At 73.1% G+C, this 12,639-nt stretch carries 17 protein-coding genes and 1 tRNA gene; 8 read left to right on the top strand and 10 right to left on the bottom strand.

What is annotated here, in order from left to right; genetic code table 11:
• Positions 1 to 8: 8 nt before the first annotated feature.
• The 5 genes from ABEA81_RS27865 (at position 9) to ABEA81_RS27845 (ending at position 4,222) form a co-directional block, all read left to right on the top strand.
• Positions 9 to 1,373 (top strand): extracellular solute-binding protein, encoded by a 1,365-nt coding sequence (locus ABEA81_RS27865; RefSeq protein WP_345608747.1) that lies wholly within the window; start codon positions 9 to 11, stop codon positions 1,371 to 1,373.
• Positions 1,366 to 2,253: a carbohydrate ABC transporter permease gene (locus ABEA81_RS27860; protein WP_345608744.1), complete on the top strand. Its 888-nt coding sequence runs from the start codon at positions 1,366 to 1,368 to the stop codon at positions 2,251 to 2,253. Before ABEA81_RS27865 ends, ABEA81_RS27860 begins: the two co-directional genes overlap by 8 nt.
• Positions 2,250 to 3,050: a carbohydrate ABC transporter permease gene (locus tag ABEA81_RS27855; RefSeq protein WP_345608742.1), complete on the top strand. Its 801-nt coding sequence runs from the start codon at positions 2,250 to 2,252 to the stop codon at positions 3,048 to 3,050. Before ABEA81_RS27860 ends, ABEA81_RS27855 begins: the two co-directional genes overlap by 4 nt.
• Positions 3,051 to 3,064: 14 nt before the next feature.
• Positions 3,065 to 3,436, top strand: a complete 372-nt coding sequence (locus ABEA81_RS27850) for an MmcQ/YjbR family DNA-binding protein (RefSeq protein WP_345608740.1) — start codon at positions 3,065 to 3,067, stop codon at positions 3,434 to 3,436.
• A gap of 712 nt (positions 3,437 to 4,148) precedes the next feature.
• Positions 4,149 to 4,222 (top strand) — tRNA-Leu (locus tag ABEA81_RS27845).
• A 7-nt stretch (positions 4,223 to 4,229) separates the two neighbouring features.
• Here the strand turns inward: ABEA81_RS27845 and ABEA81_RS27840 are convergent.
• Complete coding sequence (locus ABEA81_RS27840; RefSeq protein ID WP_345608738.1) at positions 4,230 to 4,943, bottom strand: TVP38/TMEM64 family protein; 714 nt, start codon at positions 4,941 to 4,943, stop codon at positions 4,230 to 4,232.
• Positions 4,944 to 4,979: 36 nt separating this feature from the next.
• Here ABEA81_RS27840 and pcaC point away from each other — a divergent pair, with 36 nt between their 5' ends.
• Positions 4,980 to 5,378, top strand: a complete 399-nt coding sequence (pcaC, locus tag ABEA81_RS27835) for a 4-carboxymuconolactone decarboxylase (RefSeq protein ID WP_345608736.1) — start codon at positions 4,980 to 4,982, stop codon at positions 5,376 to 5,378.
• Positions 5,379 to 5,541: 163 nt separating this feature from the next.
• On the opposite strand, the gene rdgB is transcribed toward pcaC, so the two are convergent.
• Together rdgB and rph are read right to left on the bottom strand one after the other, a co-directional pair.
• Positions 5,542 to 6,132 (bottom strand): RdgB/HAM1 family non-canonical purine NTP pyrophosphatase, encoded by a 591-nt coding sequence (rdgB, locus tag ABEA81_RS27830; RefSeq protein WP_345608734.1) that lies wholly within the window; start codon positions 6,130 to 6,132, stop codon positions 5,542 to 5,544.
• Positions 6,129 to 6,881 carry a ribonuclease PH gene (gene rph / locus ABEA81_RS27825; protein ID WP_345608732.1) on the bottom strand — a complete coding sequence of 251 codons (753 nt, stop codon included), beginning with the start codon at positions 6,879 to 6,881 and terminating at the stop codon, positions 6,129 to 6,131. Before rph ends, rdgB begins: the two co-directional genes overlap by 4 nt.
• 21 nt (positions 6,882 to 6,902) lie before the next feature.
• Between rph and ABEA81_RS27820 the strand changes: the two genes are divergently transcribed.
• Complete coding sequence (locus ABEA81_RS27820) at positions 6,903 to 7,433, top strand: DUF2231 domain-containing protein (protein WP_345608730.1); 531 nt, start codon at positions 6,903 to 6,905, stop codon at positions 7,431 to 7,433.
• Here the strand turns inward: ABEA81_RS27820 and ABEA81_RS27815 are convergent, their stop codons facing one another.
• From ABEA81_RS27815 to ABEA81_RS27795, 5 genes are read right to left on the bottom strand one after another with little or no spacing between them, the layout of a single operon-like run.
• Positions 7,434 to 8,219, bottom strand: a complete 786-nt coding sequence (locus tag ABEA81_RS27815) for an MBL fold metallo-hydrolase (protein WP_345608728.1) — start codon at positions 8,217 to 8,219, stop codon at positions 7,434 to 7,436.
• A 9-nt stretch (positions 8,220 to 8,228) separates the two neighbouring features.
• A complete protein-coding gene (locus tag ABEA81_RS27810; RefSeq protein WP_345608726.1) occupies positions 8,229 to 8,630 on the bottom strand; it encodes a hypothetical protein in 402 nt (133 codons plus the stop codon).
• Positions 8,623 to 8,985 (bottom strand): hypothetical protein, encoded by a 363-nt coding sequence (locus ABEA81_RS27805; protein WP_345608724.1) that lies wholly within the window; start codon positions 8,983 to 8,985, stop codon positions 8,623 to 8,625. The genes ABEA81_RS27810 and ABEA81_RS27805 overlap by 8 nt, the downstream gene beginning before the upstream one ends.
• Before the next feature lie 41 nt (positions 8,986 to 9,026).
• Complete coding sequence (murI, locus tag ABEA81_RS27800) at positions 9,027 to 9,848, bottom strand: glutamate racemase (RefSeq protein ID WP_345608722.1); 822 nt, start codon at positions 9,846 to 9,848, stop codon at positions 9,027 to 9,029.
• Between the two features lie 9 nt (positions 9,849 to 9,857).
• Positions 9,858 to 10,478 (bottom strand): rhomboid family intramembrane serine protease, encoded by a 621-nt coding sequence (locus ABEA81_RS27795; protein WP_345608720.1) that lies wholly within the window; start codon positions 10,476 to 10,478, stop codon positions 9,858 to 9,860.
• Positions 10,479 to 10,616: 138 nt separating this feature from the next.
• Here ABEA81_RS27795 and ABEA81_RS27790 point away from each other — a divergent pair, with 138 nt between their 5' ends.
• The gene (locus tag ABEA81_RS27790; RefSeq protein WP_345608718.1) at positions 10,617 to 11,285 is read left to right on the top strand and encodes a hypothetical protein; all 669 of its coding nucleotides are present in this window, start codon (positions 10,617 to 10,619) and stop codon (positions 11,283 to 11,285) included.
• Positions 11,286 to 11,295: 10 nt separating this feature from the next.
• On the opposite strand, the gene ABEA81_RS27785 is transcribed toward ABEA81_RS27790, so the two are convergent.
• Positions 11,296 to 12,246 (bottom strand): PLP-dependent cysteine synthase family protein, encoded by a 951-nt coding sequence (locus ABEA81_RS27785; protein WP_345608716.1) that lies wholly within the window; start codon positions 12,244 to 12,246, stop codon positions 11,296 to 11,298.
• A gap of 54 nt (positions 12,247 to 12,300) precedes the next feature.
• Entirely contained in the window at positions 12,301 to 12,594 is a 294-nt protein-coding gene (locus ABEA81_RS27780; protein ID WP_345608714.1) for a MoaD/ThiS family protein, read from the bottom strand.
• Between the last annotated feature and the right edge of the window lie 45 nt (positions 12,595 to 12,639).

Genomic DNA, 12,639 nt, shown 5'->3' with positions numbered 1-12,639 from the left:
GAGCCCCCATGACACGCCCCGCCCGGACCCGTCGCGCCGCCGTCGCCGCGCTCGTCGGGGCGCTGGGGCTCCTCGCTGCCTGCACCCCCGGGTCGGAGAACGCGGCCGCCCCACCACCCGCCGACCGCGCGATCCGGACCGACGTCGCCGCGCTCGGGCCGGTCACGCTCACGGTGTGGGACCAGGAGGTCCGCGGCGGGCAGAACGAGCAGATGGAGCGGCTCAACGCCGCGTTCCACGAGCGGTACCCGAACATCACGATCAAGCGCGACTCGCGCTCGTTCGACGACCTGGCCACCACCCTGCGCCTCGCCCTGTCCGGCGACGACGCGCCCGACGTGGTGCAGGCCAACAACGGCCGCGCCGACATGGGCGCGTTCGTCACCGCGGGCGAGCTGCTGCCGCTCGCGCCGTGGGCGAAGGCCTACGGCTGGGACCAGCGCTATCCCGACTCCGTCCGCCAGTACGTCAGCTACACCCCCGACGGCAAGGTGTTCGGCGAGGGCGAGGTGTACGGGCTGCCGCAGGTCGGCGAGGTCGTCGGCGTCTACTACAACCCGGCGGAGCTGCAGCGGCTCGGCATCGCCGTCCCCGCCACGTGGGAGGACTTCGAGGCCGCGCTCGCCGCCGTCAAGGCCGCGGGTGCCACGCCGCTGCAACTGGGGAACGTCGAGGGCTGGCCCGCCCTGCACGTCTTCGGCACGGTGCAGGACCAGCTCGTGCCCGCCGAGCAGATCACCGACCTCGCGTTCGGCCGCAAGGGCGCGTCCTGGACCACCCCGGAGAACACCCAGGCCGCGCAGAAGGTCGCCGACTGGGCGCGCGCGGGTTACTTCAACGAGGGCGTCAACGGCCTCGACGACAACCAGGCGTGGCAGGCGTTCTCCCGCGGTGAGTCGGTGTTCTTCATCGGCGGCACCTGGTACGCCGCCGACCTGGAGGCGGCGATGGGCCAGAACGTGCGGTTCATGCCACCCCCGCCGCCCGCGGGTCGCCCGGTCTCGGCCACCGGAGGCACCGGGTTGCCGTTCGCCATCACCAGCGCCAGCGACGCCCCCGACGCCGCGGCGGCCTACCTCGACTTCATCACCAGCCCCGACGCCATGAAGGTGCTCACCGAGACCGGCAACTTGCCCGTCGTCGACACCGCCGCGCAGACGCCGCCCGCCGGGCTCTCGCAGGACGTCTTCGCCGCGTTCGCCACGGTCGCCGACAACGGGCAGCTGCTGCCCTACCTCGACTACGCCACGCCGACCATGGGCGACACGATGGGCGCGGCGCTGCAGGACCTGCTCGGCGGCTCGCAGCCGCCCGACGCGGCCCTCTCCACCGTGCAGGCCGACTACGCCGCCTTCGTCGAGAAGAATGGCTGACCCGCCCCGCAGAAGCCGCCTGGGTCCCTCTCCGTGGCACGCGCTGGCCTACGTCGCGCCCGCGCTGGTCGTCTACGCGGCGTTCGTGCTGTACCCGCTCGGCCGCGCCGTGCACCTGTCGCTCTTCGACTGGGACGGGCTCACGCTCGCGACGTTCGTGGGGCTGGGCAACTACGTCGAGGTCGTCACGGACGGGGACCTGCGCGCGGCGTTCGGCCACGCGCTCGTCCTGATCGTGTTCTTCGCGCTGCTGCCCACCGGGATCGGGCTCGTGCTCGCCACACTGCTCACGCGGGCGCGGATGCGCGGCCTGCCGTTCTTCCGCACGGTCGTGTTCCTGCCGCAGGTGGTGGCCATGGTCGTGGTCGGCGTCGCCTGGCGGCAGCTCTACGCCCCCGACGGCTCGGTCAACGACCTGCTGACGCTGGTCGGCCTCGGCGGGGTCGCCAGGGCATGGCTCGGCGACCCCGTGTTCGCGCTGCCCGCCGTCGGCGTCGTCGGCACCTGGGTGCAGACCGGGCTCGTCACCGTGCTGCTGATGGCCGGGATCAGCCGGATCCCCGACCAGCTGTACGAGGCCGCCCGGCTGGACGGCGCCGGACCGGTGCGGGAGTTCTTCGCGATCACGCTGCCGTCGGTGCGCGCGGAGATCGCCGTCGCGCTGACGCTCACCGTGATCGCCGCGCTCAAGACGTTCGACCTGATCTACATCACCACCGGCGGCGGACCGGGCAACCGGACCTCGGTCCCGTCGTTCGAGGTCTACAACCGGGCGTTCCGGCTCGGCGAGGTGGGCTCGGCCGCGGCCGTGGGCGTCACGCTGACCGTCATCATCTTCGCCGTGAACCTCGCGGTGGTCCGGATCGGCGAGCGCCGATGATCTCCCGTACCGAGCGCTCGGCGAACTACGTGATCCTCCTGGTCTTCGCGGTGTTCGCGCTGTGGCCGATCCTCGCGATCCTGGGCAGCGCGCTCGGCCCCGACGACGCCGGAGGCGCGGGCGGCCTCGCCAACTTCCCGGCCGCGTGGGAGGAGGGGCGGTTCGGCCGCTCGATGCTCACGAGCATCGCCGTGTCCGGCTTCGTCGTGGTCGTGGCGGGCGTGCTGTCGGTGCTCGCGGGCTACGCCTTCGGCACCATGCGCGTTCCCGGCGCCGCGGTGCTCTTCCCGGTGTTCCTGCTCGGCCTGATGGTGCCCACCGAGGTCATCGTCGTCCCGCTGTACTTCGACCTGCGCACGTTCGGGCTGACCAACACGTTCTGGGGCATCGCGCTACCGCAGGTGGCGCAGTCGGTGGCGTTCGGCACGTTCTGGATGCGGGCCTACTTCCGGTCCCGCCCGCAGTCCCTGATCGAGGCGGGCCGGCTCGACGGCGCGAGCTCGTGGCGCATCCTCTGGCAGATCCTCGTGCCGCCGGGGCGGCCCGCGATCGTCACGATGGTGGTGCTCACGTTCATGTGGACCTGGAACGAGTTCCTCATCCCCCTGGTCATGGCCACCGACGAGGGCCTGCGCACCGCCCCGCTCGGCCTCGCGTTCTTCCAGGGCCAGCACACGTCCGGCCGCACGCTGCTCGCCACCGGCGCCGTGATCGTCGCCGCCCCCGTCGTGGTGGTGTACCTCTTCCTCCAGCGCCACTTCATCCGGGGCATGCTGGAGGGCGCCGTGCGGGAGTGAGTCGAGGGGGTTTCGTGGCGACCGACGACGACGTGCGCCGGATCGCGCTCGCGCTGCCGGGGGTCGAGGAGATCCCGAGCGAGGGCTTCGACTTCCGCGTCGGCAACAAGGGGTTCGTCTGGTCCTACCCCGAGCGCGTGCCCGGCAGGCGGCGGGAGATCCGCACCGACGTCGCCGTGCTCTACGTCGGCGACGAGGCCGAGAAGCAGGCCCTGCTGCTCGGCGAGCCCGAGCTGTTCTTCACCCACCCCACCTACGACGGCCTGCCGCTGGTGATGGTCCGGCTCGAGAAGGTGGATCCGGAACGGCTGGCGGAGCTGGTCCTCGACGCCTGGCGGATGCGCGCCCCGGCGGAGCTGGCTGCGGAGGCCGAAGCCGAGGCCTAGCATCGCTTGTGGACAACTCGCGATCTTCGACACGCTTTCGAACGCACGTTCGAATATCGTCGGGATCATGCCCCGTGCTCGGAGTTGGACCGATGAGCAGCTGGTGGCCGCCGTAGCGGCGAGTCGCAGTCTCCGGGAGGTCCACGTCCGGCTCGGGATCCGGCCGGGGAAGTACGACGTGCTCCGGAAACACATCGTTCGCCTGGGACTGGACGCGTCGCACATCCCTGGGTCGGCGTTGGGTTCACGCAGAGTGTCCCGGCGGTGGACGGACGCCCAGCTCGTCGAGGCAGTCAGGAGCGAGCGAACCGTTCACGGTGTGATGCGGCGGTTGGGCTACAACCCGAGCGGCGGCATGTTCCGGTACATCGTGGCTCACATCCGGCGGCTCGACCTCGACACGTCGCACTTCCTGGGGCAGAGCTGGGCCCGCGGAGTCCGTCGGCCGTCCACGAGGGTCACGCCACTCGAACAACTGCTGGTCAAGGGTTCCACGGCGACCTCGGGGCACCTTCGGAAGCGACTCATCGCCGCAGGCATCAAGCCCGCCCACTGCGAGGAGTGCGGGCTCTCAGAGTGGCGCGGCGAACGACTCCCGCTCTGTCTCGACCACATCAACGGCGACCACACCGACAACCGACTCGAGAACCTCCGTATCCTGTGCCCGAACTGCCACGCCCATCACCGATACGTGGTGCGGGCGGAACAGAACGCCGGCGTACTCCAATCGGCAGAGAGGCGGCGCTTAGAACGCCGACAGTGCGGGTTCGAATCCCGCCGCCGGCACGATCTCCTACTCCTCGCCCACCGGCGAGATCGCCGGGCGCCTCGCCGCGATGAGTGCGCCGGTGAGGCCCACCAGGCCCGAGCAGACCGAGATCAGCAGCATCGCCGGGTGCGGGTTGCCGCCCACCGCGGCGTCGCCGAGGATCACGATCCCGATCGTGCCGGGCAGGACCCCCAGCACGGTGCCGAGCAGGTAGGGAGCGAAGCGCACGCCCGCGAGCGCCGAGGCGTAGTTCATCGCCGAGAACGGCACGGCCGGGATCAGGCGCAGCGACACCATCGCGAGCAGGCCGCTGCGATCCAGGCGGGCGCGTACCCACGTCATGACGCGGTGGTCGGTGTGCCGGCGGGTGAACCGCCCGCCCAACAGTTTGACCAGCCAGAATGCGACGGCGGCCGCCAGCGAGGTGCCCGCCACCGCGAGTACGACCCCGCCGATGCCGCCGAACAGCACCCCTGCCGCCACCGTGAACACGGTGCGCGGCACGGGTGTGACCGTGACCATGCCCTGCAGCAGGACGAACAGGAGCGGCGCCCACAGCCCCGCTGCGCGCACGGCCGTGCGGACGTCCAGCAGGTCGGTGCCGGTGCGGTACAGCAGGAAGGCGACCACGGCGACCACGAGCACAGCCGTGCCCGCCGCGGCGATCCGTCCCCAGCTCACTCCACCGAAGGTACCGATGTCCGGGAGCGGGGGGTCGGGAAGGGTGGTGCTCGACACCGTCCGTTCACCTCCGTGGCAGCTACGGTGCGTGGCGTGACCACGGAACAGCCCGCCCTCGACCTCGACCCGGACGGCCTCGCGGTGCGCCGCGAGGTGCTCGGGGCCCAGCACGTCGACGCCGCGCTCTCCCGCGCCGACGCCGTCACCGCCGACTTCCAGGAACTGATCACCCGGTACGCGTGGGGCGGCATCTGGACCCGCCCCGGCCTGGACCGGCGCATGCGCAGCGCCATCACCCTCACCGCGCTCGTGGCGCACGGGCACTACAGCGAGCTGGAGATGCACCTGCGCGCGGCCCTGCGCAACGGCCTCACCCGCGAGGAGATCGTGGAGGTGCTCCTGCAGAGCGCGATCTACTGCGGTGTTCCCGCCGCGAACTCCGCCTTCGCCGTGGCCCGCCGCGTGCTGGCCGAGCCCGACCCGGCCGACTGACCCCTCGCGCAAGCCGCGAACTCGGCCGCCGAGACGCGAGACTCGCCCGGCCGGAACGCGGGACTCGGCGCGCAAAACGCGAGACTCGCGTTCTGACGGGCGAGTCCCGCGTCCGAGCGGGCGAGTCTCGCGTTCTGGCGGGCGAGTCCCGCGTTCCGCGCCGTCAGGTCAGGGCGTGCAGGTGGGGCAGGAGCGCGCGCATGGCGCGGCCGCGGTGGGACGCGGCGTCCTTCTCCTGCGGGCTGAGCTCCGCGGAGGTGCGCTCCTCGCCGTCCGGCACGAAGATCGGGTCGTAGCCGAAGCCGCCGGTGCCGCGGGGCGCCCGCACGATCCGGCCGGGCCACTCGCCGTGCACCACGATCTCCGGCCCGTCCGGGACCACCAGCGCCGCCGCGCAGACGAACGCCGCCCCGCGCCGCTCGTCGGGCACGTCGCCGAGCTGGCCCAGCAGCAGCTCGAGGTTGGCGACGTCGTCGCCGTGGCGGCCGCTCCAGCGCGCCGACAGCACACCGGGCATCCCGTTCAACGCGTCGACCGCGAGCCCCGAGTCGTCCGCCACGGAGGGCAGGCCGGTGGCGGCCGCCGCGTCCCGCGCCTTGGCGAGCGCGTTGTCCGCGAAGGTGGCGCCGGTCTCCGGGGCCTCCGGGTACTCCGGGACGTCGGCGAGGCCGAGCACCTCGACGCGGGCGTCGGCGAGCATCCGGCGCAGCTCGGCGAGCTTGCCGGGGTTGCGGGTCGCGAGCAGGACCTTCACGAGCGCCCCGGCAGCTCGCGTGGGTACGGCTGCGTCAGCACCTCGGCCTGCAGGTCCGACAGCCGGCGGATGCCGGCGAGCGCGATGTCGAGCATCGAGTCGAGGGTGCTGCGGGTGAAGGTGGCGCCCTCGCCGGTGCTCTGCACCTCGATGAGCGTGCCGGTGTCGGTGGCGACGACGTTCGCGTCGACCTCGGCGCGGGAGTCCTCCTCGTACGGCAGGTCGAGCCGCACGCGCCCGTCGACCACCCCGACGCTGACGGCCGCGACCTGGCAGGACAGCGGCTTGGGGTCGGCGAGCGCGCCCTGCGCGCCCAGCCAGGTGGTCGCGTCGGCCAGCGCCACGTACGCGCCGGTGATCGCCGCGGTGCGGGTGCCGCCGTCGGCCTGGATGACGTCGCAGTCGAGCGCGATGGTGTTCTCGCCGAGCGCCGCGAGGTCGATGCACGCGCGCAGCGAGCGGCCGATCAGCCTGCTGATCTCGTGCGTCCGGCCGCCGATGCGGCCCTTCACCGACTCGCGGTCGCTGCGGGTGTTCGTGGCGGACGGCAGCATCGCGTACTCCGCGGTGACCCAGCCCAGACCCGATCCCTTGCGCCAGCGCGGAACTCCCTCCGCGACGCTGGCCGCACACAGCACCTTCGTGTCCCCGAACTCGACGAGCACCGAGCCCGCCGGGTGCTTCTGGAAGCCCCGGGTGATCGTCACCGGGCGGAGCTCGTCGTCGGTCCTGCCGTCTGCGCGTGTCACGCGGCCACCCTATGACCTCGGATGAACCGGACGCCGCGCCCGCCCGTTGCACAGGACATGTGGGTCATCGACGGCATCCCGCTGCACCCCCTCGTCGTGCACGCGGTGGTGGTACTCCTGCCCCTCGCGGCGGTGGGAGCCGTCGTGATCGCGGTGCGGCGTTCGTGGCGACGCTCGCTCGGCATCCCGGTCCTGCTCGTGGCGCTGGCCGGTGTCGCGGCGGTCCCGATGGCCACCACCACCGGCAGCCAGCTGTACGCGGCGCTCGGTGGTCAGAACCCCCTGATCGACATCCACATGCAGCGCGCCGCATGGGTGCTGCCGGTCGCGCTCGCGTTCCTCGTGCTCCTGGGCGGTGCCGTGCTCACCGAGCTGGCGATCGTTCGCGCCGAGGTCGGGGCGCACGCCGCACGCGCGGCCACCGCCACCCGCTACCACGTCGCCACCGGCCTCTCGGCGCTGGCGGCGCTCACGGGCATCGCGGTCGTCGTCGTCGTGGTGCTGGTCGGGCACGCCGGGTCGACGGCCGCGTGGCAGGGGATCGTGCAGTAGTCAGATCTCGTAGGCCGCGTCGGGAGCCACCAGCTCCGCCGGCCCGTCGAACGCCGCCCCGGCCTCGGCCAGCAGCTCCTCCCCGGAGAACCACGCCGGCACGTGGGTGATCAGCAGCCGGCCCACCCCGGCCGCCGTGGCGTGCTCGCCCGCCTGACGCCCGGACAGGTGCACGCCCGGTGGGGGCTCTTCCCACTCGTCCGACACGTGCGGCCACGTGGCCTCGCACAGGAGCACGTCGGCGCCGTGCGCCAGCTCCACGAGCGCGGTGCACGGGCCGGTGTCACCGCTGTAGACGAGGCTCCGCCCACCCGCATCGACGCGCAGGGCGTAGGCCTCGCAGAGGTGGTCGACGCGCCGCGTCGTGAGCGTGACCGGCCCGACCGCGGAGCCGGCGCCGTCGGCGAGCGCGTGGAAGGTGAAGACGTCGGTGAGGTCGGTCTCGGCCCGCTCGGCGGCCGAGGGCGCGTACGCCGCGGCGAACCGGTCGGGGGCCTCGGCCGGGGCGTGCACCGGCAGCGGGCGGGAGGTGGGGTCGTACGGCGGGCGCGGGTGGTAGCGGCGGTGCACGACGAGGGACCCGAAGTCGGCGCAGTGGTCCGGGTGCAGGTGGGAGAACGCCACGGCGTCGAGCTCCCACGGGTCGGCGTGGCGCTGCAGCGCGCCGAACGCGCCGTTTCCCAGGTCGAGCACGATCCGGGTGTCCCCGGCCTCGACGAGGTACCCGGATGCCGGTGAGTCCGGACCGGGGCCGCTGCCCGAGCACCCGAGCACGATCAGCCGCATGCGCGGACGTTAACGTGCCCGCGTGTGGCGCAGCCACCACAGGCCGATCAGCGGGAGCACGAGCGGCACGAACCCGTAGCCGCGCCCGTACACCGACCAGACCGTGTCGTCGGGGAAGTCGCCGGTGTCGAACACGGTGACCGTGCCGACGGTGAGCACGCCGACCAGCTCGAACACCACGGCGCCCCACGCGAGCCTGCGGGCGCCGGGCCCGTGACCGGCGAGCCCCACGGTGGCGAGGATGTAGACCACGCCTGCCAACGCCGACAGCAGGTAGGCCACCGGCGCCTCACCGAACCGGGTGGCGATCTGCACGCCCGCACGCGCCGTGGCCGACAGCGCGAACACCCCGTACACGGCGATCAGCACCCGCCCCGGGCCGGAGGACGTGGCGCGGGCGGGCTCAGGCACCGGGCACCCAGAGCCCCTGCAGCCGCCACACCGCGACGGCCGTGGCGATCGCCCCCACCGCGACGACGGCGCCGCCCCACCGGGTGGGCTCCGCCGTCGCGAACTGCAGCGCGATCGGGAGCACGCACACCGACACGACGAGGTAGATGAGGAACGTCGTGGTCTCGGGGAGCGTGGTGCCGGAGAACACCTGCACCGCGGCGATCACGGCCTGCACCGCGAGCAGCGCCACGGCGACCCCCACCGCCCGCTTGGTCCACGCGTCCGGGGGCCGGTTCAGCACGGTGAGGACCACGCCGTAGACCGCGAGCGCCACGAGCGCCACCTGGACCACGACGACGAGAGCGCCGATCACGCCGCGACGCTACCCCAGCGTCCCGAACGCCGGCCCGCCGCTCACGCCGGGGCCGCCTCCGGGGCCGGCAGGCCGGCGACGACACCGATCTCCGGGCCGAGGAACCGGCGGCCCAGTCGGCGGAACGGCCCGGGATCGCCGGTCGCGAGGAAGCGGTGGGCCGCGGGCGGCGGGCCGGCCGGGTCGCGGGCCAGGTCGTGCTCCATGAGCACGCGCACGACGTCCTTGGCCGTCTCGTCGGCGCTGGAGACGAGCGTGACGTCCGGCCCGGCCACGATCTGCAGCACGCCGGCGAGGAGCGGGTAGTGGGTGCAGCCGAGCACGAGGGTGTCGACCCGCGCCCGCTGCAGCGGTTCCAGGTAGCTCTGCGCGAGCCCGAGCACCTGCCGTCCGCTGGTCATGCCCCGCTCGACGAAGTCGACGAATCGCGGGCACGCGACAGCGGTGACCTCCACGCCGGGCGCGGCGGCGAAGGCGTCCTGGTAGGCGCCGGAGGCGATCGTCGCGCTGGTGCCGATCACCCCGACCCGCCCGCTGCGGGTGGTGGCCACGGCCCGGCGCACCGCGGGGCGCAGCACCTCCACGACCGGCACCGGGTAGCGCTCCCGGATGTCGGGCAAGCAGGCCGCGGTGGCGGTGTTGCACGCGACGACGAGCGCCTTGACCCCCTGCTCCATCAACGCGTCGCCGACGGCGAGCGCGTGCCGGCGCACGTCGGCGACCCGCAGCGGCCCGTACGGCCCGTTGGCGGTGTCGCCCACGTAGACGACCTGCTCCGCGGGCAGCTGGTCGATCACCGCCCTGGCCACGGTGAGGCCCCCGACACCGGAGTCGAAGATGCCGATCGGGGCGTCGGGGCGCACGGGCCGAGTCTAGGTGGACCGCGGCGACCGGCGGTCGGCGCGGGCGGCGAGCCGGGCCGCGAGCAGCCCGGCCAGCGCCCCGAACAGGTGCGACTGCCACGAGATGCCCGGCTGGCCGGGCAGGACGCCGAACAGGATCCCGCCCCAGACGAGGAAGAGCCCCACCGCCATGAGGATCTGCAGGGCGCTACGGGCGAAGAAGCCCCGGGTGAGCAGGAAGACCAGCCAGCCGAAGATCACCCCGGAGGCCCCGATGTGGTACCCGGAACCGTAACCGCCGGTGAGCCACACCCCGATGCCGCCGAGGATCCAGATCGTGGCGGTGACCACCAGGAACTGGCGGAACCCCCCGGCCATCGCCAGGAACCCGAGCACGAGGAACGGCACGGTATTGGCGATCAGGTGGGCCCAGCCGGCGTGCAGGAGGGGTGCGAACAGCACCCCGTCGAGCCCGTCGACCTCGAGCGGTTCGATGCCGTAGTTCCGGTCGAGCGCACCACCGCCGACGACGTCGAAAGCCTCGATCACGTACAGCCCGGCGGTGAACACGAGCATGAACAGGGCCGAGGTGACCGGGTTGCGCGGCAGCACACGGGCGGTCCGGCGGGGGGCGGGCGCAGGGGCGGCCATGGCATCGAGGTTACGCAGGCGGAGGCCGCCGGACGATGCTATGACCCACATCACAGCATGCAACCGGAAGATCATCGCCGCCGTCATCCGATCGGGGCCGCCGGATGCGGCCCGAATCGGCCGACCGGGGGACGTCTCATGACCCAGTACACGATGCGTGCGCTCGCGGCCTCGGCGGTGGCCGCCGCGGCGCTCCTGCTCGTTCCCGGCGTCGCCGCCGCCCACGAGCAGGCCGCTGTGGTGAGCACCGACGCCGACGTCGACGGGGACGGCCTGGCGGAGCCGGTGACGCTCCGGCAGCTCTCGCCCGGCACGCAGCTGCTGCGCATCGAGCTGCCGAGCGGGTACGTCGAGGACCAGGTACCCGGCCTCGACGGCGTGGAACTGCCGCTGATCGTGCCGTCCGTGGTGGACGTCAACGGTGACGGGCGCGACGAGCTGGTCCTCAGCCTCGCCCTCGGCGTCAACACCACGACGTTCGAGGTGTGGGGCTTCGACGACGATCGCCTGCACGCCCTCACCACCGAGGACGGCGCGCCGTGGCGCCTCTACGAGGGCGGCGGCATGTCCGCAGTCGGCGAGTACGGGTGCGTCCCGGGGACGCCGGGGCGCCAGCTGCGCACCGTGCAGGCCGTCATGGACGACGCCGCGTCCCGCGACGGCACGCCCCGCTACGACGGCGAGGTGGTGACCTACGTCGTGGCCGGCGGGGTGGCGCATCCTGCGGGGACCGGCCGCCTGGAGGACGTGACGCGCGACGACCCGCGGGCGCAGGCCGACCCGGCGACCTGCGCGGCCGTGAGCTGACGGGGGCGGCTCACGCCCAGAGGTGCCCGTCGATGCCCTCGGCCGCCTCGTCGAGCTCGCCCGCGTAGGCGCCGGTCGAGAGGTACTTCCAGCCCGCGTCCGCAATGATGATCACGATGTCGGCGGTCTCCCCCGCCCCCGCGGCCTTCTCCGCCACGGCGAGCGCCGCGTGCAGGATGCCGCCGCTGGAGATGCCCGCGAAGATGCCCTCCTGCTCCACGAGCTGGCGGGTGCGGCGCAGGGCGTCGCGGCTGCCGACGGAGTAGCGGGCGGTGAGCACGTCCGGGTCGTACAGCTCGGGGACGAAGCCCTCGTCGAGGTTGCGCAGGCCGTAGACCAGCTCGCCGTAGCGGGGCTCGGCCGCCACGATCTGGACGTCCGGCTTGTGCTCCCGCAGGTAGCGGCCGGTGCCCACGAGCGTGCCGGTGGTGCCGAGCCCGGCCACGAAGTGGGTGACCGTCGGCAGGTCGCGCAGGATCTCGGGGCCGGTGGTGCGGTAGTGCGCGTCGGCGTTCGCGGGGTTGCCGTACTGGTAGAGCATGACCCAGTCCGGGTGCTCCGCGGCCAGCCCCTTGGCCATCGCGACCGCCTGGTTGGAGCCGCCCGCCGCGGGCGAGGAGATGATCTGCGCGCCGTACATCTCCAGCAGCTGGCGCCGCTCGAGGGACGTGTTCTCCGGCATCACGCACACCAGCCGGTAGCCCTTGAGCTTGCAGGCCATCGCGAGCGAGATGCCGGTGTTGCCGGACGTCGGCTCCAGCACCGTGCAGCCGGGCTGCAGCAACCCGTCCGCCTCGGCCTTCTCGATCATCGCGAGGGCCGGGCGGTCCTTGATGGAGCCGGTGGGGTTGCGGTCCTCCAGCTTGGCCCACAGCCGCACGTGCGGGGCGGGCGAGAGCGACGGCAGCCCCACCAACGGCGTGTCACCGACCGCGTGGAGCAGGGACTCGTACCGGGCCATGACGCCTCCTGGGAAACGTCCGGGCGGGCCGGGGCACCCCGGCCCGCGCCGGACTCAGCGCATGCCAGCCGCGACGGCCCCACCGGCGACCGCCGGCAGGATCGTGACGGTCGAGTTCTCCCCGACGGGCGCCTCGAGGCCACCCGCGAAACGCACGTCCTCGTCGTCGACGTAGATGTTGACGAAGCGGTGGAGGTTGCCGTCCTTGACGAGCCGGGCGGCGATCCCGCCGTGCCGCGACTCGAGGTCGTCGATCACCTCGGCGACGGTGCTGCCCTTGGCCTCGACGGCCTTCTCGCCGCCGGTGTGGCTGCGCAGGATGGTCGGGATGGAAACGGTCACGGCCATGCGGATGCTCCAGTGGTTCGGTCGTGGTGGGACGCGGGCGAGGGC

It is taken from the genome of Pseudonocardia adelaidensis, from assembly GCF_039543345.1.
Taxonomy (GTDB): Bacteria; Actinomycetota; Actinomycetes; order Mycobacteriales; family Pseudonocardiaceae; genus Pseudonocardia; species Pseudonocardia adelaidensis.
The sequence above is the reverse complement of the archived record's forward strand: the minus strand, read 5'-3'. Positions and strand labels throughout refer to the sequence as shown.